Origin of the sequence: Alteromonas pelagimontana, from assembly GCF_002499975.2 — a bacterium.
Taxonomy (GTDB): domain Bacteria; phylum Pseudomonadota; class Gammaproteobacteria; order Enterobacterales; family Alteromonadaceae; genus Alteromonas; species Alteromonas pelagimontana.
This window is the reverse complement of record NZ_CP052766.1, coordinates 2,313,996-2,333,685: the sequence shown is the minus strand read 5'-3', so window position 1 is coordinate 2,333,685 and position 19,690 is coordinate 2,313,996. Positions and strand designations below refer to the sequence as shown.

The 19,690-nt window shown below is 45.3% G+C and carries 13 protein-coding genes; 5 read left to right on the top strand and 8 right to left on the bottom strand.

Going from position 1 to position 19,690, the window contains the following annotated elements; genetic code table 11:
- The first annotated feature begins 453 nt into the window (after positions 1-453).
- Genes CA267_RS10360 through CA267_RS10345 form a run of 4 tightly spaced genes read left to right on the top strand, consistent with a single transcriptional unit; the run spans position 454 to position 9,081 of the window.
- A complete protein-coding gene (locus CA267_RS10360; protein ID WP_075607552.1) occupies positions 454-1,395 on the top strand; it encodes a restriction endonuclease in 942 nt (313 codons plus the stop codon).
- 48 nt (positions 1,396-1,443) lie between these two features.
- Positions 1,444-4,053, top strand: a complete 2,610-nt coding sequence (locus CA267_RS10355; protein WP_075607553.1) for a type I restriction-modification system subunit M — start codon at positions 1,444-1,446, stop codon at positions 4,051-4,053.
- Position 4,054: 1 nt separating this feature from the next.
- On the top strand, positions 4,055-5,287 hold the full coding sequence (locus CA267_RS10350; protein ID WP_075607554.1) for a restriction endonuclease subunit S: 1,233 nt from the start codon (positions 4,055-4,057) through the stop codon (positions 5,285-5,287).
- Between the two features lie 14 nt (positions 5,288-5,301).
- Positions 5,302-9,081 carry a type I restriction endonuclease subunit R, EcoR124 family gene (locus CA267_RS10345; protein ID WP_075607555.1) on the top strand — a complete coding sequence of 1,260 codons (3,780 nt, stop codon included), beginning with the start codon at positions 5,302-5,304 and terminating at the stop codon, positions 9,079-9,081.
- 186 nt (positions 9,082-9,267) lie between these two features.
- Here the strand turns inward: CA267_RS10345 and CA267_RS10340 are convergent, their stop codons facing one another.
- The 6 genes from CA267_RS10340 to CA267_RS10315 all read right to left on the bottom strand — a co-directional run bounded on the left by CA267_RS10340 (position 9,268) and on the right by CA267_RS10315 (position 15,622).
- Positions 9,268-10,449 (bottom strand): BaiN/RdsA family NAD(P)/FAD-dependent oxidoreductase, encoded by a 1,182-nt coding sequence (locus tag CA267_RS10340; protein ID WP_075607556.1) that lies wholly within the window; start codon positions 10,447-10,449, stop codon positions 9,268-9,270.
- 141 nt (positions 10,450-10,590) lie between these two features.
- Positions 10,591-11,277: a helix-turn-helix transcriptional regulator gene (locus CA267_RS10335; RefSeq protein WP_075607557.1), complete on the bottom strand. Its 687-nt coding sequence runs from the start codon at positions 11,275-11,277 to the stop codon at positions 10,591-10,593.
- 286 nt (positions 11,278-11,563) lie between these two features.
- On the bottom strand, positions 11,564-12,037 hold the full coding sequence (locus CA267_RS10330) for a peroxiredoxin (protein ID WP_075607558.1): 474 nt from the start codon (positions 12,035-12,037) through the stop codon (positions 11,564-11,566).
- A gap of 12 nt (positions 12,038-12,049) precedes the next feature.
- Complete coding sequence (locus CA267_RS10325) at positions 12,050-12,811, bottom strand: class I SAM-dependent methyltransferase (RefSeq protein WP_075609903.1); 762 nt, start codon at positions 12,809-12,811, stop codon at positions 12,050-12,052.
- Positions 12,804-14,912, bottom strand: a complete 2,109-nt coding sequence (gene recG, locus CA267_RS10320) for an ATP-dependent DNA helicase RecG (protein WP_321174027.1) — start codon at positions 14,910-14,912, stop codon at positions 12,804-12,806. The genes CA267_RS10325 and recG overlap by 8 nt, the downstream gene beginning before the upstream one ends.
- A gap of 74 nt (positions 14,913-14,986) precedes the next feature.
- Entirely contained in the window at positions 14,987-15,622 is a 636-nt protein-coding gene (locus tag CA267_RS10315; RefSeq protein WP_075607560.1) for a peroxiredoxin-like family protein, read from the bottom strand.
- 196 nt (positions 15,623-15,818) lie between these two features.
- On the opposite strand from CA267_RS10315, the gene CA267_RS10310 reads away from it, so the two are divergent.
- Positions 15,819-18,485 (top strand): glycoside hydrolase family 3 C-terminal domain-containing protein, encoded by a 2,667-nt coding sequence (locus CA267_RS10310; RefSeq protein ID WP_097349098.1) that lies wholly within the window; start codon positions 15,819-15,821, stop codon positions 18,483-18,485.
- Positions 18,486-18,576: 91 nt separating this feature from the next.
- On the opposite strand, the gene trmH is transcribed toward CA267_RS10310, so the two are convergent.
- Together trmH and CA267_RS10300 are read right to left on the bottom strand one after the other, a co-directional pair.
- Entirely contained in the window at positions 18,577-19,296 is a 720-nt protein-coding gene (gene trmH / locus CA267_RS10305) for a tRNA (guanosine(18)-2'-O)-methyltransferase TrmH (protein ID WP_075607561.1), read from the bottom strand.
- A 2-nt stretch (positions 19,297-19,298) separates the two neighbouring features.
- The gene (locus tag CA267_RS10300; protein WP_075607562.1) at positions 19,299-19,685 is read right to left on the bottom strand and encodes a RidA family protein; all 387 of its coding nucleotides are present in this window, start codon (positions 19,683-19,685) and stop codon (positions 19,299-19,301) included.
- Positions 19,686-19,690: the final 5 nt, after the last annotated feature.

The window sequence follows — 19,690 nt, the reverse complement described above, 5'->3', positions numbered from 1 at the left end:
TGAGAATTGATTTTGCATTTTAGCTATCCGTTATTGAATCAGGAATAGCGTAGACAAAATTAATCCGAAGATCAAATTTATCTTTATAAAACAATAATATACGAAAATTACGCTTCCTGTCAAAAATCGTAATTTTTTATAAAAATCGCATTTTTTGATATTAAAAAGACAACGCCTTGTTTTATAAAGAAACAATGAAAACATAATATATTGGCTTTTAACCTTGCTGTCGTTTTTAAGACTTCTTATATCAATTTTTATAAAAATGGCGATTGAATAAATACGGTGAATTGACCGGTAACACGCCTACAATCACTCGTTAAATTGCGTAAATTGTGTAAGATAGGCGATGGTCTTGGACGACCTGTCCTACAAAAAGAACAAAAGGTACGCCTCATTTAACGGTTCAACGCGTCGAATAGGCGGTATCAACAAGAGCAAAAGGATGTATCAGTGATACCCAACTACCAGCAGTTTATGCGCCCTTTTTTGGAAATTGCCTATCAAGCAAAGCAACAAGGCGAGAATGAAATAAAGCTTCGGGATGTGATTAATGCCCTGGCCGACCACTTTCAGCTCACCGAAGAAGAACGCAGTGAAACCCTCCCCAGTGGTAGACAACTCGTGATTGATAATCGCATAGGTTGGGCACGTACCTATTTGACCAAGGCTGGGCTGCTCGAAGCCACCCGCCGGGCACACTTTATCATTACAGAGCGCGGCATACAGGCCGTTCAAAGTAACAGCCCTATCAATAACGCGTACCTGAAGCAGTTTGACGAATTCATTGCCTTTAAAACAAAGAGCAATGACGATGCGAATGAATCAGGAGAAGTGCTCCCTACGCAGGAAATTGCCGATGACGACGATGACATTACTCCCGATGAAGCGTTACGCGCCGCGTATAAAAAGATAAATGAAGCACTTACGGAAGACATTCTTCAGAGAACCCGCAAAGTGACCCCTGAGTTTTTTGAAAGACTGCTTATCGATTTATTACTCGCCATGGGTTATGGCGGTACAGGGGAAGGCGCAGCCCATGCGCTAGGGAAAACCGGCGATAACGGCGTGGACGGTGTAATTGACCAAGACCCGCTGGGCGTTGACCAAATCTACATTCAGGCCAAGCGTTACGCAGAGGGCAATAATGTCAGTGCCGGTGATATCCGTGACTTCTTTGGTGCACTCAATCTCAAACGGGCGCAAAAAGGCATTTTCATTACTACATCCGGCTTCACTCAATCAGCTATCGAAACCGCGCAGAACTTAGGCAATCGAATTGTACTGATTAACGGTAAAGAGCTTGCCAAGCTCATGTTGCGATACAATATCGGCAGCCGTGATGAGCAGGTCTTGTACCTGAAGAAAATAGACGAAGAATTTTTTGAAGCTTAGCTATGACATCAACTAAGCAATTAATAAGAATCAATAGCAAGGTAAACGATGAACAAACAACAACTGGCCACAAAAATCTGGGAATCAGCCAACCAGATGCGCTCAAAAATCGAAGCTAACGAATACAAAGATTACATCTTAGGTTTCATTTTTTACAAGTACCTGAGCGACCAGTTAGTTCAGTTTGTCACCAAAGAGGGCATGACACCTGAAGACATTAAAGCCCTCAATGAAGAAGACGCGGACACGGTCAAGTACATTCAAGACAATCTAGGTTATTTCATCGCTTACGATAATTTGTTTGCTACTTGGGTTGATCCTGCATTCGACTTTGACGAGTCTAACGTGCGCGATGCGCTATCCGCCTTTAGCCGTTTGATTTCGCCTACCTACAAAAAATTGTTTGAAGGTATTTTCACCACACTCGAAACGGGTCTTAGCAAACTGGGTGAAAGCGCAGGTAAGCGTACAAAAGCCATTAGTGACCTACTGCATTTAATCAAAAGTATCCCAATGAACGGTAAGCAAGGCTATGACGTACTGGGTTACATCTATGAATACCTGATTGAAAAATTTGCCGCCAATGCCGGTAAAAAAGCCGGTGAGTTCTACACGCCGCATGAAGTCTCGGTACTGATGTCGCACATCATCGCCCACGAATTAAAACACAAAGACACCATCGAGATTTACGACCCAACGTCTGGCTCAGGTTCGTTACTGATCAATATTGGTGAAGCGGTCGAAAAATACGCCAAAAGCAAAGACAGCATTACCTATTATGCCCAAGAGCTGAAAGCCAATACCTATAACTTGACCCGTATGAACCTGATCATGCGCGGCATTAAAGCCAGCAACATCAAAACCCGTAACGGTGACACCTTAGAAGACGATTGGCCCTACTTTGATGAAAACGATCCGCAAGGTACTTATCATGCGCTGTATGTGGATGCGGTCGTGTCTAACCCGCCTTACTCGCAACCTTGGGACCCAAGTTTTAAAGACAGCGACCCACGTTATTCGCGTTTTGGCTTAGCGCCTAAAACCAAAGCCGATTTTGCCTTTTTGCTACACGACCTTTACCACCTAAAACCCGATGGCATTATGACCATTGTCTTGCCTCATGGGGTGTTGTTCCGTGGCGGTGAAGAAGGTGAAATTCGCAAGCAATTAATTGAGCAAAACCACATCGATGCCATTATCGGCTTACCGGCTAACATCTTTTTTGGCACAGGTATTCCTACCGTCATTTTGGTGCTCAAACAAAAAAGGCAAAATACCGATGTACTGATTGTGGATGCCTCCAAGCACTTTGTTAAAGAAGGCAAAAACAATAAACTGCAAGCCAGTGACATCAAGCGTGTTGTTGATGCGGTCATTAACCGCGACAGCATCGAAAAATTCTCGCAAGTGGTGAGTAAGCAAACCCTGCGCGACAATGGCTACAACTTAAATATTCCGCGTTATGTAGACTCGTCACCTGCCGCTGAAAGCTGGGATTTACACGCCACTATGCTAGGTGGCATCCCCAATAGCGAAATTGCGCAGTTACACCAATATTGGCAATCATTCCCGCAGTTGCATGATGCGCTGTTTGTGGCCAAGTCTGCCGCCTACAGTGAATTAGCCATTGCTAAACAAGACGTTAATGCAACCATTACCCAGCACTCACAAGTCATCGAGTTTATCAGTGCTTATAACCAAGCTTTTGCTGGTTTTGATGACTATTTAAACAATACGCTTATTCAAGGCTGGCAAGATGTTAACCGTAACCAGCAAGAGCCTGAATTAAGCGCTGAACTATTTAATCGCTTAAGCAGCGTTGCCCTCATCGACAAATACCAAGCCTATCAATTTCTAAACAACCAATGGCAAGTTATCAGTACCGATTTGGAAGTGATGCAAACCGAAGGCTTCGCCGCCACTAAGCAAGTTGACCCCAATATCGTGGTTAAAAAAGTTAAGGGCAAAGACACCGAAGTACAAGATGGCTGGAAAGGCCACATCATGCCATTTGATTTAGTACAACAAACCTACTTGAGAGATGACCTAGCGGCACTGGCAAAACAAGAAAACCGCCTTGTCGAAATCGCCAGCTCGCTGGAAGAAATACTCGAATCACTAAGCGAAGAAGACAAAGAGCAAGACACGGTAAAAGAAAGCAAAGACGGCTTTGCCAATGCCGAAGTCGCCAAGGCGGCGAAAACTTTCCTAAAAGAGCAAAAAGAGACCAAAACTAAGTTCTCAGCCGACAGCCCTGAGCCAGAGGAAAGTTATAAAGCAAAAATCATTAAGGCCAATAAACTCATCGATGAAGAAAAAGCTCTGAAAAAAGCGGTCAAAGAAGCACAAATCGCGTTGCACTTAAAAACCAAAACCACCATCGAAGGCTTAACCGATGATCAAGTCAATGAATTGCTGCACCTAAAATGGATCACACCGTTAAGCCAAGAGCTTGCTGCCATGCCAAATGCCGTGATTACTCAGTTGACCAGCCAAGTACAAGCTCTTGCCGATAAATACGCCGTCACCTATTCGCAAGTGGCGAATGAGATTAAAACCACTGAGATCGAGCTGGCCGACATGATGGGAGAACTCACTGGTAATGAGTTTGATCTGCAAGGCTTAGCTGAACTTACTAGCTTATTAAAGGGCGCTTAAGATGACCATTCAGACGAAGGCACCAGACATTCGCTTCGAGAACTTTAGTGGTGATTGGCAAGATAAAGGAATTGGAAGTATTTTAGCTGAGACAAGACGCCCAGTTGAGCTGCTCGATAACGAATTATATCAATTGGTGACCGTGAAGCGTCGCAACGAAGGTGTTGTGGCTAGAGCTTCACTGAAAGGAAAAGATATATTAGTAAAAAACTATTTTGGGATTAAATCTGGTGATTACTTAATTTCAAAGCGGCAAGTTGTTCATGGTGCCAATGGGATTGTACCAGAGAGTTTAGACAATGCTGTTGTATCTAATGAGTATCTTGTCGTAACAGATAGTGATGAAATAACTGCCAAATTTTGGACTGTGATTTCAAAAAGACCTGAAATACACAAGCTTTTTTTCATTAGTTCTTATGGGGTCGATATTGAAAAATTAGTTTTTGATGTTTCTGACTGGAAAAGTAGATCTATCAAAATCCCAGATGTGGCAGAACAAAATGCGATAACAAATCACTTCCAAAAACTCGATAGCCTAATCAATCAACACCAACAAAAGCATGAAAAGCTTAGCAACATCAAAAAAGCCATGCTGGAAAAGATGTTCCCCAAACAAGGCGAAACCATCCCAGAAATCCGCTTTAAAGGGTTTAGTGGGGAGTGGGAGGAGAGGACGCTAGGTGAGTTTGGTGAAACATTTACAGGGTTGGCTGGTAAAACTAAACATGATTTTGGACATGGACAAGCCAGATTTGTAACGTATATGAATGTATTTGCGAACGCAATTTCAAATGAAAGTTTGGTTGAACCAGTAGAGATTGATGAAAGTCAAAACGAAGTAGTAAAAGGAGATGTTTTTTTTACAACCTCTTCTGAAACGCCTGAAGAGGTTGGAATGTCTTCTATTTGGATGGGCGAAGCTAAAAACGTTTATCTAAATAGCTTTTGTTTCGGATATAGACCAAAGCAAAAGATTGATAGCGTTTACTTAGCTTATATGCTTCGAGCAAGCTCCTTTAGAAAGCAAGTGATATTTCTAGCTCAAGGTGTGTCTCGTTACAATATCTCAAAAACGAAAGTTATGGATATAAAAACATATATGCCCAGTTTATTGGAGCAAGAAAAAATCGGCAGCTACTTCCAAAAACTTGATGCTCTAATAAATCAACACCAACAACAAATCACCAAACTTAATAACATCAAGCAAGCCTGCTTGAGCAAAATGTTTGTTTAGCAGGGAGCACCACCATGACGACGTTTAAAACCGAAGCACAATTTGAGCAGGCCTTTATCGAGGTGCTTACTCATAAGGGATGGGAGCCTGAGGTACTCAAAAACAAAACCGAAGCGGACTTACTGCAAAACTGGGCGAACATTTTATTTGAAAACAATCGCCAGCAAGACCGCTTAAATGATGTGCCGCTGACGGCAACGGAAATGCAGCAGATTATTGAGCAGATCAAAGAGCTAAAAACACCGCTTAAACTCAATGGGTTAATTAACGGCAAAACGGTAGCCATTAAGCGCGATAACCCCGCCGATGCCTTGCATCTTGGCAAAAAAGTCAGCCTAAAAATCTATGATCGCCAAGAAATTGCTGCTGGTCAAAGCCGTTACCAAATCGTCCAGCAGCCGAAATTTGAACGCGGCAGCCCACTGCGTAATGACAGACGTGGTGATGTGTTGTTACTGATTAACGGTATGCCGGTCATTCATGTTGAACTTAAACGCAGTGGCGTGCCAGTTAGCCAAGCGGTTAACCAAATCGAAAAGTATTCCAAAGAAGGTATTTTTAGTGGGCTGTTTTCACTCATTCAAGTGTTTGTCGCCATGGAGCCTAATGAGGCCAAATACTTTGCTAACCCAGGGCTAGATGGCAAGTTTAACCCAGATTACCAATTCAATTGGGCCGATTTTAACAACGAGCCCATGAACCATTGGAAAGATATTGCCTCGACACTGTTATCCATTCCCATGGCGCACCAGTTGATTGGCTTTTACACCGTTGCCGATGATACCGATGGTGTGCTTAAAGTGATGCGCAGTTATCAGTATTACGCCGCCAATGCGATATCGGATAAGGTAGCCAAAACCAACTGGCAACAACTGGGCAGTGCCAATAATAAAGACAGGCTAGGTGGATATGTTTGGCATACCACAGGTTCGGGCAAAACCATGACCAGCTTTAAATCAGCACAGCTCATTGCCCAATCAAAAGATGCCGATAAAGTCATTTTTTTGATGGATCGCATCGAGTTGGGCACCCAGTCGCTGGCGGAATACCGTAATTTTGCAGGCGATGGTGAAGATGTACAAGCGACCGAAAATACTCATGTATTGGTAACTAAGCTAAAAAGCACGTCCCCAGCCGATACTCTAATTGTTAGCTCTATTCAAAAAATGAGTAATATTTTTGAAGAAGTGGATGATGAAGGCACTGCAACAAACTCGGCAGATATTGAAAAAATCCGCGCTAAACGCTTGGTATTTATTATTGACGAGGCGCACCGTTCAACGTTTGGCGACATGCTGATCATTATTAAACGCACCTTTCCCCGCGCCTTGTTTTTTGGTTTTACTGGCACGCCGATCCAAGAAGAAAATGAAAAAAACGGCAATACTACCAGTACCGTATTTGGCAATGAGTTGCACCGCTACAGCATAGCCGATGGTATTCGCGATGGTAACGTACTCGGCTTTGATCCCTATAAAGTGCCTACTTTTAGGGACGGTGACTTAAGGCAGGCTGTCGCCCTAGAGCAAGCTAAGTCGGGATCTGTAGCGGAAGCAATGGATAATCCTGCCAAAAAGAAAAAATTTAATTATTTTATGAATGAAGTGCCTATGGCTGGCTACAAAGACGCTACAGGTAAATACCACAAAGGTATTGAAGATTACGTACCTAAAAGTCAGTACCTAAGCGAGACTCACCAAGCCAAAGTGGTAGAAGATATTCTGCACAAATGGGATGTGCTAAGCCAAGGCAATAAGTTTCATGCGATTTTGGCTACTAACAGTATTGCTGAAGCCATTGATTATTACCGTCTGCTAAAGGCTGCTAAGCCTGATTTAAAAGTATCAGCACTGTTTGATCCTAACATTGATAATGACGGCAGTGGCGACCGAGGGCCAACATTTAAAGGTGATGGCTTGGATGAGATTATGCGTGACTATAATGCGCGTTATGGCCACGATTTTGATTTTGCCCGCCATGCAGCATTTAAGAAAGATCTAGCCGCACGCCTTGCTCACAAAAAACCTTATGAGCGTATTCATACCGATCCTACAAAACAGTTGGATTTATTGATTGTTGTAGACCAAATGCTCACCGGTTTTGACTCCAAGTGGCTGAATGTCTTATATTTAGATAAGGTAATTAAATACCAAAACATCATCCAAGCCTTCTCTCGTACCAATCGATTGTTTGGCCCCGATAAGCCTCATGGTGTTATCCGTTACTATCGTTACCCGCATACGATGGAGCAATATATTAACGATGCGGTAAAACTATACTCTGGCGACAGACCCATTGGGTTATTTGTTGATAGGCTAGAAAGTAACTTAGAAGCAATGAATGAACTGTTCGGTGATATTACCGAGTTGTTCATTAGTGCCGGTGTGACAAATTTTGAAAAACTGCCAGAAGATGTTGAGGCCTGCGCAAAATTTGCAGATTTATTTAAAGTATTTAACAAACATTTAGAGGCCGCTAAGGTACAGGGCTTACATTGGAATAAGCTTACTCATACCTGCGGTGAAAATAGTGATCGAAAAATAACGCTGGCCGTTGATGAACAAACGTTCTTAGGTCTTGCTCTGCGCTATAAAGAATTAGCCGACAACGCTGACATTACCAGCAATACCGGAGGTCGTGAGGTGCCCTACGATATCAGTGGCTACTTGACCGAAATTGATACCGGTAAAATCGATGCCGATTATATGAATAGTCGCTTTGATAAATATTTAAAAGAACTGAATCAGCACAAAGATCAAGCCAGCATCGAAAGAACGCTTAACGAGCTGCATAAATCGTTTGCATCACTCACCCAGACAGAACAAAAATATGCGAAACTGTTTTTGCATGACTTTCAGCGCGGCGATGCCGAGTTGGTAGAAGGATACAGTTTTCGGGATTACATCAACACCTTCAAAGACAGTGCAGAAAACTCACAAATAAATGCCGTAGTAAATGCCCTTGGCTTAGATAAAAGCATACTTATAAGCTTGTTAAATGACACTGTTAACGAGAAGAGTTTAAATAACTTTGGTCGCTTTGATGCGTTGAAAGAGACTGTAGATAAAGTCAAAGCCAAATCTTTTTTTGAAAGTATAGAAGGTAACTCAATCCCTCCTTTTAAATTAAATCTTCGAATAACCAAATTTTTAAAGGCGTTTATTCTTGATGGAAATTTAAAGAGTCTTACTGCACTACCTTCTCCAATTTTGGATGGCACGCCCAAACTATATAAATCTGCACAATTTACCTACTTAGAAAACGCCACTGAGGTAGGTATAATTAAATTAAAAACTGATATGCCATACATAGAAGACTTAAAAGAGCTAACTACAACGGGAGTTAGTTTGGAATTGTCTGAAGTCGGGATAATGTCTCCAGCACTACTGGACTGTAGTCTTGCTATTAAGGACTTGCTAGATAATGTCTCAAAGGAATTCGGGTTACCAGTTTATGATGGAAAGAATAGCGGGATAGTTTGGGCAACTAGCCAAATCAGTGAAGGGTCTGTTTTTAGTGAATTTGTCGCTTTAGTAGTCAAAGCTACTGGTGACGATTCTTTAAAACCACTAATCGAAAACGCCATTTATGATTTAGGGAAAGCTGGAGTGAGTGCTGTTTTCGCTAAGGTTTGTCAGCACATTGAGAACTTATTGAGTGATAGAAATAACCAAGAATTAATAAGACTAGGCGAAAGAATAGAGCCCTATATCTCAGAATATGAAACTAACGTTATTGATTTTAGAGATCATGCTGTAGCAAGGAAAAGCTGGGGAAATAGATATGATTCTTAATACTGGGTATCTCAACGAATTCGGGCCTAATTGACGTTACAAACCTAACTGTCTTCGTTCAGCTAATTTGAATCTGTAGAAAAAAGAACTGATCATCATATGGTTAAGTCGTTTTTCTACAATTCAGGCTGCAAATTGTCTTCGCTCTAATTTCCTCTGTCTTCGTTTTAATTACTTCAGATCAAATTACACATATTGCCCAGCAGCCCAGCCAGAAGACCAGGCCCACTGGAAATTGAAGCCCCCTAGCCAGCCTGTGACATCCACCACTTCGCCGATGAAGAACAAGCCATCTACGTTCTTGGCCATCATGGTTTTCGAAGATAATTCATTGGTATCAACACCGCCTAACGTTACCTCTGCCGTGCGGTAGCCTTCTGTGCCATTAGGTTTTATTTGCCAATTAGAAAAGTTGGCTTCCATTTTCTCGATGTCTTTGGCATTTAGCTGCTTTACTGGCGTATTTTTCCATTCATAAAGCGCTATGAAAGTTTGTACAAACCGTTTCGGATAGAGTTTACCTAGTACGGTGGAAAGTAGGGCTTCTGGTGTCTCTTCTTTAGCAATTTCCAGTATTGTTGCTATCGTCTGTTCCGGCTGCGCATTAATACTAAGAACATCACCCGGCTGCCAGAAAGATGAGATCTGTAACATGGCAGGGCCGCTCAAGCCGCGGTGAGTGAACAACATGCTTTCGCGGAACGACGAACTGTTACAACTGACTTGTACATCTACTGCAATTCCGCTTAATTCTGCCAACGTTGCTTTATCAGCATCTTGTAGCGTGAATGGCACCAGTCCTGCGCGAGTGGGCAGCACTTTTAACCCAAACTGCTCTGCCAGACGATAACCAAACGCAGACGCACCAAGTTTGGGTAAACTTAACCCGCCGGTGGCAATGACCAAAGATTCACAACGGTAATCACCTAATGACGTCTGAAGCACAAAGCCCTGCTCGTTTTTTTCTACGTTTAGAATTTCACATCGTGTAGACACTTTAACATGCGCTTTCTCACATTCAGAAAGCAGCATATTCACAATATCCGTCGCGGAATCATCGCAAAATAGCTGACCTAAGGTTTTTTCGTGATAAGCGATGCCGTATTGCGCCACCAAGCCAACAAAGTCCCATTGGGTATAGCGGCTTAAAGCAGATTTACAAAAGTGAGGATTGCTGCAAAGGAAGTTTTCAGGGGTGGTATACATATTAGTGAAGTTGCAGCGTCCGCCGCCAGACATCAAAATTTTCCGACCAACTTTTTTGGCGTGATCCAGCACCTCAACATTTCGTCCTCTTTGACCAGCTTGCGCCGCACAGAACAGACCGGCAGCCCCCGCGCCAATCACTATGACATCACGATGAATCACGAGTAACCTCTGGAAAAGAATTCTTTAATAATTATACCGTTGCGCCAAGGGAGGGAAAGCTTTATCTATTATTAAAATGCGCTTACTCCCGTTCCACAACGCGAAAAAAAGGCTGTCGTAGGAACAGCCTTTAAAGGTGGATTAGCGTAATTCGTAAATATAGTCCTGAGACCAGGATAAGAGCTCTATCCGGTTTCTTGACTGGGTTTTGCGAAATATGCTGTATATATGAGTTTTGACCGTATTTACGCTGATATGCAACTGATCGGCTATCTCCTGATTTTGCGACCCTTTGGATACCAATTCAATAATGGTAATCTCCCTTTTTGTTAACTTAGGGTGTACCGATGACAACGCCATCGGCCGCATACTGCTAACGCCACTTTGCTTGCGGCTTTGTTGCCGCATACGGCGCAATGCTTCGTTAATAGACCCTCGTTTAAACCACACATCCATTTTGGCCAAACGTCGCAGACCTTTTAACAACAACTCCGGAGAATCCGAAGCATAAAAAGTTCCTTCAACGCCAGCAATAATGGCTTCGCATTCATCAATATCCCCCGGCAGTAAATTGAACATAATCCACCGGGCACAGCCCTGGTAACGGTAAAATGAAGACAGCTTCTTCTCTGATTGCGACGCATCAAAAAAGATTAAATCTTGATTTGAGGTCGCAGGCAGATTTTCAATAGAAGTCAGTTCAGTGACATCATAGCCGCATGTTCTTAGCAAATTTTTGAACAACTGCACATTTTCGTTAGTAGGGTGCGTATCAGAAGAAAACGAACCGGAAATGAGAAAAACGTTAAATTTGTGACTTTTGTTCATCAAAAATCCCCTCCCTGGCCCAGCGAAAAAAGAAGTGTCATATCATCCTGAATGACAACAAAGGCGCTGGGTTCGTGGTGAAAGAATTGTGAAGTACAGCCTAATCTTCACCCGGAAACAGGCTAAAAATGTTCGCTTACAGAATAGCAAAGAACAATTTGCTTTTCATTTTTTTAAATAGAAATTTAATGAAATAGATTCACGTTTAAGTGTCTGAAAAAATGGTATTTATTTTTACCCCCTCAGTTTTTGAACAAAGAGTGATGCCCATCGGGCTAAATTTTAATTAAAGACTGTCCAGCATTGTCTGCGCGTCACTGACAACAAAACGACCAGGATCTTCAATATTTAGTTTTCTAACCACACCGTTTATTACCAACATCGAATAACGAACGGACCGAAAACCGCCGAAATCACCGGTGTTCATGTCCAATCCTATAGCTTTGGTAAAATACGCATTGCCATCTGCAAGCATGGTAATTTCTTCTGCGTTTGCCGATTTTTTCCAAGCGTCCATTACAAACGCATCGTTAACCGCCACACACATTATTTCATCCACGCCTTTGGCCTTCAGCTTGTCAGCAAGCGCAACATAGCCGGGTAAGTGTGCCGCAGAGCAAGTCGGTGTAAAGGCACCCGGCACCGCAAACAACACCACTTTTTTATCAGCAAATAAATGATGTGAACGCGGGTTCGTCAGTTCACCGTTAACCAACACATTGAAGGTAACTTCCGGGAGTGTGGCTCCAACTGTAATCATATTCTGCTCCTGTTATTTATTACAAAGATAAACGTCGAATCGGTGCTTCTTACTCTCTATAGCCATTGACGGAGGCTTTTGTGCCAGCGCGTCAGCTGCATTGGGGCGTTTAACTACCACTCGCTTTTGCGCCAGATTCAGCGCCGGCGCAAGCAACGCATCTGCATCGCTGTCGGCACCCAGCAATTGCTGAAACACCCGCATTTCCTTTTTAACCAGCGCTGACTTCTTCTTATGCGGAAACATCGGATCCAGATAAACGCTGTCTACCTGCGCCGAATTCCAGCTTTGCATAACTTCAATACTATTACCATGAAGCAGAGTAAAACGACTTGCAAGGGTTGGTTCTTCAAGCTGCAATCGGCGTAAGCCATCTTCAAGTATCGCAGCAACCACAGCAGATCGCTCTATCATGGTAACCTGACATCCCACTGCCGCCAGTACAAATGCATCCCGTCCTAAACCGGGCGTGGCATCCACTACATGCAAAGATGCATCGCCTTTTACACCTACAGCTTTCGCAATTGGCTCTTTTTTCCCGCCGCCATGTTGCTGCCGGTATTGGCTGCTTCCGGAAAGAAAATCGGCGACAATGCCTTGCTGCTTAGGTTCTTGATAATCTTTTAGCTGCACCTGACGTTCGAAAATAGTGAGTGCCAATCCTTCGGGTTCAATGTCTGAAGTAACAAATCCCCATTTAGCCGCGACTTGCCGACCCATGTCAGCATCTTCGACGCAAAGATCCGATGGTAGATAAAATTTAATATCAGGCATGACCATACTGCTCCTTATAACCTACCCACCGGTTGATGATTGCCTGCGCGTGACTCGGATATTCTTGCCACAAACGCTCTGCTATCTGTTGGACCTGAGGGATAAGTTGCGCATCTCGCACCAAATCGGCAATACGTAACTCTGCCATACCTGTTTGGCGGGTGCCCAGGAGCTCTCCAGGCCCGCGGATTTCCAAATCCCGCTGCGCAATATAAAAACCGTCGCTGGATTCCCGCAGTACTGCCAGACGCTGAGTAGCAGTTTTGGACAATGGGCTGGAATACATCAGTACACACTGGCTTTCTACTGCGCCCCGCCCCACTCGCCCGCGCAACTGGTGCAACTGCGCCAACCCCAAACGCTCCGGGTTTTCAATAATCATAATACTGGCATTAGGTACATCTACGCCCACTTCAATTACTGTTGTGGCCACTAAAAGATCAATGGCGCCAGCCTTAAATTGCGCCATGACTGATTGCTTTTCTGCCGGTTTTAGCCGGCCATGAATCAGTCCAATGGTAAGTTCCGGTAACACTGTTTTAAGCGTAACGGCTGCGTCTTCAGCCGCTTGGCACTCCAGCACTTCCGATTCATCGATTAGTGTACATACCCAATATGCCTGGCGACCATTCTTTTTACACGCTTCAAAGACTCTGGCAATGACATCTGTACGCCGTGAATCCGGGATAACCACGGTAGTCACAGGCGTTCTGCCGGGCGGAAGTTCATCAATCACTGAGGTATCCAAATCTGCGTAGGCAGTCATGGCAAGGGTGCGCGGAATAGGCGTGGCGGTCATTATCAGTTGATGGGGGAAACGCCCCTGCACTTCGCCTTTTTCCCGCAGAGCCAAGCGCTGATGAACCCCAAAGCGGTGTTGCTCATCCACAATAACTAAGGCAAGCTGTTGATAGGAAACTTGTTCCTGAAAAATGGCGTGAGTACCCACTAACATCTGAACATCGCCGTTTGCCAGCCGTTTAAGCACCTCTTCCCGCGTCTTGCCTTTCAGCTTTCCTGCCAGCCAGCCGACTTCAATTCCCAGTGGCGCAAACCATTCACGGAAATTGTTGGCATGTTGCTCAGCTAATAACTCAGTCGGTGCCATAAGCGCAACCTGATAACCTGCGCCAATAGCTGATAACGCAGCCATCGCCGCCACCAGAGTTTTTCCCGAGCCAACATCACCTTGAACCAGACGCATCATAGGCCGCTTTTTCTTCATGTCCTGCTGAATTTCTTCCACCACGCGCTGCTGCGCGCCAGTTAAAGAAAAAGGGAGCTGCGTTAGCAATTTATTGATAAGCGGCTGGTTCATCGCAATACTCATTCCCGGCTGTTTGTCCGACTGTTGCCGCACCTTTAACACACTTAAATGGTGCGCGAGCAACTCCTCCAGAATAAGACGCTTCTGGGAAGGGTGCTGGCCTTCTTCAAGTAACTGCATTGACACATCTGGCGGTGGCCGGTGTACCAGATGTAACGCTTCTTTAAGGCTGACTTGTTGAGAATACATGCCTGCAGGCAGCAAATCGGCGAGCGCGCCCTTATCCAATAGCGCTAATCCCTGTTCAGAAAGACTGCGAAGTGTTAACTGCTTAACACCTTCGGTAGTGGGATATACCGGGGTTAACGTCTCTTCTACTGTGGTATAGTCTTCATCCAGCAGCTTAAATTCAGGATGCATCATTTCCAGCCCAAATTTACCTGCGCGAATTTCGCCAAAACATCTTACCTCATTACCGGGCGAGAGCATGGTGCGCTGCAAGGCGCCAAAGTGAAAAAAACGTAGCGTAATGGTGCCGGTTCCATCTGACACTTTCACCACCAGCATTCGTTTTTTGCCATACTGAATGTCGGCTTTTTTAACTTCGCCTTGAATGCTTACATGGCTAAATGGGCGACAATCTGCAAGAGCATAGACTCGCGTTCTGTCTTCATAGCGTAGTGGTAAGTGGAACAGGACATCCTGAACTGTGGCTAACCCAATTTTGGCTAGTTTCTCTGCTACCTTGGCACCAACTCCTTTTAAGTCAGTGATGGGCGTATGAGCAAGGGACTGCATTGTGCCTGATTTCTTTTCCTTTTCAGCGTTTGCCAGAGTGTAAGCTATCCGCGTGTTGAAGGCGAGCGAAGCGGCGCGAGCAGTCTTCGCGCCTGACGCTTAGACAATGTCTATCGCTGTTTCGCCAGAGCCTGGGCAATGGCCAATACCAGTTCGGATGAAGGACGTACTTTGAAATCCGGATTTACGTAGCTCATTTGCACAACGCCCGCAGTGTCGAGAAAAAACAGCGAGGGCGCCGGCAGAACGCCTTTTCCTGTGCTATCAGTGGTCAGACTTACCCCGTGCCCCTGATAACGGGCTTGGGTGGCGCTATCAAGGTAGTACCCCACGCCAAAGCCAGTCACCGCGGCAAGAGACTCATCGGATAACAGTTTCACTGCCATTTTAATCTCCAGCTTTTGCTCCTGTAACTGCGCAGGCGATTGTGGCGAAATAGCTAAAATCTGGTAGCCAGCATTGACTAAATCCTGCTCAATATCTTTTAATCCTGCAAGTTGTCGGCTGCAGTAAGGGCACCAGCCGCCGCGGTAGAACAACACAATTGAGGGCTTTTGCATGATCAGCGCCTGCAGACTAAAAGGCGCGCCTTCCGCATCCTTCACAATGACATTGGGAATTTCCATTCCATTTAGTAAAGACGAGACCTTTTCAGGAGCAGTGGCCAACGCTTTAGAAGATTCGGCAAACGCTGAAAGTGAAACGAACAGTAAGGTAACAGCAGTAACAAGTTGATCGAGTCGCATAACAGTTCCATTAAGTGGATTAGTATCACTAGAGGACCCAACCCCAGGCTATTATCTTTCACCCGGGCAGAATTCTCTTAGTCCGCCGCACGCTTTCACATTTTTTAACATTTAAGTTACGTTTTACGTTCAAACCATTGTCTCGGTAACGGCTTCCAGTAAGGTGGCAGGTCTGCGAACTGACGAACCTAATGCTATGAAAAAAACTGTGATATCACTGGTAGTGGCTTTAAGCCTTACGGCCTGTGCCGGGTCCTCATCCCAGCAAACCAATACGCAGGAAGCCGCTCCTGCCTATAAAAATACTGAGTTGGACATGCAAACCCGGGTGAAAGACCTGGTATCGCGCATGACTATTAACGAAAAAATCAGCCAGATGTATAACGATACACCGGCTATCCCACGACTTGATGTACCCGCGTACGACTACTGGAATGAAGCCTTACATGGTGTCGCCCGGGCTGGCAACGCTACGGTTTTCCCGCAGGCTATTGGTATGGCTGCCATGTGGGATAAAGACCTGATGCTGGATATTGCCACCGCGATATCTGACGAAGGTAGAGCCAAACACCATTTTTTCGCTGATAACGATGTTCGCTATCGCTATACAGGTCTGACTTACTGGTCGCCCAATATTAATATTTTTCGCGACCCACGTTGGGGCCGGGGCCAGGAAACTTACGGTGAAGATCCCTTTTTAACCGGCGAGTTAGGCGTGCAGTTTATTCATGGTTTGCAGGGCGATGATGCTAAATATTTAAAATCTGCAGCCACCGCCAAGCATTTTGCCGTGCATAACGGGCCTGAGATAAGCCGCCACTCAGACAACTACGTAGTGAGTGACAAAGATTTATATGAAACCTATTTACCTGCATTTGAAAAAGCCGTAGTAGATGGCGATGTCGAAGCGGTAATGTGCGCCTACAACCGGGTAAATGGTATGCCCGCATGTGGCAGCGATATGCTGCTCAAAGAGATTCTGCGGGGAAAATACCAGTTTGACGGACATGTAATGTCTGACTGTGGCGCAATTGCCGATTTTTATGACCCCGATGCTCATAACGTGGTGAAAGCCCCCGCGGCTGCCGCTGCCTGGGCCGTGACCTCAGGCACTGATCTAAACTGTGGAACCGGCCGTCTTAGCACTTTTGCCAGCCTGAACTTTGCGTTAGAAAAGGGTCTTATCAGTGAAGAACTTATTGATCAGGCAGTCGAGCGATTGTTCATGACCCGTTTCAAGCTGGGCATGTTTGATGATGCAGCAGCGGTGCCCTACAGTGACATTCCAATGAGTGTTGTGGGTTCAGAGCAGCATTTAGCGCTGGCGCAGAAAGCGTCAGAACAGGCGCTGGTTCTATTAAAAAACGATGGCCTGTTGCCGCTGAAAAAAGGCGTGAAAGTCGCAGTTATCGGCCCCAATGCGAACAACGTTGACGTACTGCTTGGCAACTACAATGGCTTACCCATAAAAGCGGTGACGCCCCTTGAAGGGATCCAGCAATATCTGGGTAAGGAAAATGTCACTTACGCACCAGGCAGTCCTATTATTGAAGATATTTACGGCCATGGGCAGGTGCTCGATGAAAAGGTACTTTTTCATAAAACCGGAGATGGCGGATTAGCACCCGGCCTGGTGGGTAAATATTATGCTGTCGAACGCAGCCCCGTTACCGATTTCACCCGGTTAAGTTTTGAAGGCATCATCAACGGTGATCCCAAAGTCACTCGAATAGACAAAGCACTGGATTTTTACTTTGAAAAATCCCCCGTGGATGATTCTGTTCTTGGAGACTTCGCGGTAGTCTGGCAAGGTACACTGGTGCCAGAGACTTCCGGCCAATACCGTTTTAGTGATGATGCCGACGTTTCCATTGACGGTAAAACTATCGATAGCGCTGTGCAACTGGAAGCGGGGAAATCTTATGCTATCAAAGTCAGCAAAATATTTGCTGATGATCGCATTAGCAATACCTCTTCTATTATGCGCCAGCAATTTACCTTGCAATGGGTGAATGAATCGGAAAACCTGCTACAGAATGCTCTGGATACGGCCCGTAGCGCAGATGTATTGTTAGTTATGGCAGGTATTTCTCCGCGCATTGAAGGTGAAGAAATGCCGGTGAAGCTCGATGGCTTTAACTATGGCGACCGCACGGATATCGATTTGCCAGAAGTGCAAAAGGAACTGTTGAAGGCGCTTCACTCGACAGGAAAACCTGTCGTGCTGGTAAACTTCAGCGGCAGCGCCATGGCATTAAACTGGTCTGATAAAAACTTGAACGCTATTGTTCAGGCTTTCTATCCTGGTGAGGCCACGGGTACTGCACTGGCTCGTATATTGTGGGGAGAGGCCAATCCGTCAGGTCGCCTTCCGGTTACCTTCTACAAGAATATTGAAGGTTTCGCGGACTTCGATGATTATGCCATGGAAAATCGCACCTACCGCTATTTTGGTGGCGATGTACTTTATCCCTTCGGCTACGGCCTTAGCTACAGCGACTTTAACTATTCATCGCTAGCGCTTCCGAAAACACTGACAAGCGGTGACGAGTTAACGGTTTCTGTTGATGTCACCAATACCAGCGGGCGCGCCGGCGACGAGGTTACACAGCTTTACCTGCGCATGCCAGATGCACCCGTACGAGTACCCAATGTTGCACTGAAAGGCTTTAGCCGCACCACGTTACAAGCTGGTGAAACCCGCACGGTAAGCATTACCATACCTGCAGATGAACTTACTTATATCGATAATTCAGGCGAAAAGCAGCCCTACAAAGGGAGATTGGAAGTATCGGTGGGAGAAGGTCAGCCGCAGTATGCTGATACTCAAAGCGTGCAAAAAGGAGTAATAACCCTGCAGTAATTCTTTCATCTACGGGCTCCGTAAGGGGCCCGTCTTTATTGCATCGGCAACTTGCAACCGTAGCGCTATTCTTTGAAGCGCCTAATTGGTGTTAATTCGCAGCTTCGTCGACTTCTAACGCACGCACTGCTTCTGAACTTAGCTGAAGCTGTTGCCACCACCCTTCATTCGCTTCAATCTGACCAACATGATTAATATGTGGATAAGCCAGATCTTTTTGCATACATAGCGCGCGTAGTCGAGGATAGCCCCGCTCAAATAAAAACTTTTGACGCTCCGCTTCTGGTAAATGAATGGTGTTATAAAGACCGGCTATCTGGCGTTGCCGCTGTGCCTCATATAGCACTAAAGCAGCTGCTACCGACACATTCAGCGACTGCACCATTCCCATCATGGGAATAACGATATCCTGATCGGCCATTGCAATGGCCTCATCGGTCACGCCATAACGCTCTTGCCCAAACAGGACCGCGGTAGGTCGCGTGTAATCGGCTTCGCGAAAATCGATTGCGGTATCAGAAAGATGGGTGACGAGAATCTGCATACCCTGCTGTTTAAGCGCGCAGACTGCGTTACCAATGGAATCGTGATTGGTGGCTCTTACCCAATGCTGGCTTCCCATAGCAGTGGCGCCGCGCATTTTGTACTTCTTTTCCCATACTGTATGAACACGATGGATGCCCACCGCGTCACAAGTACGCACAATGGCAGAAACATTATGCGGTTTATGCACGTTTTCTATGCAAACGGTGAGATCCGTTTGTCGCTTTGCCAGCATATCGGAAATACGCTGATACCGCTCTGGCGACATAGTTACTCCGGCAGCTCCATGACGCCGTCAATTTCTATTTGCGCGCCTTTGGGAAGCGCTTTTACGCCTATGGCTGCGCGAGCTGGATAAGGCTTACTGAAATACTGGCTCATAATTTCATTAACGGAAGCAAAATGGGATAGGTCAAGTAAGTAAATATTTACTTTCGCCAAATCATTAATGGTACCACCAGCGGCTTCGCATACTGCTTTAACATTTTCAAAAACCTGTTTCGCCTGCGCCGCGAAGTCACCGGGAACGAGCTCCATGGTCTCCGTCACCAAAGGAATCTGACCGGAAAGGTACACGGTGGTGCCTGATTTAACTGCCTGGCTGTAGGTGCCGATAGCTTGCGGTGCTTTGTCGGTCTGAATAATAGATTTAGACATAGTGA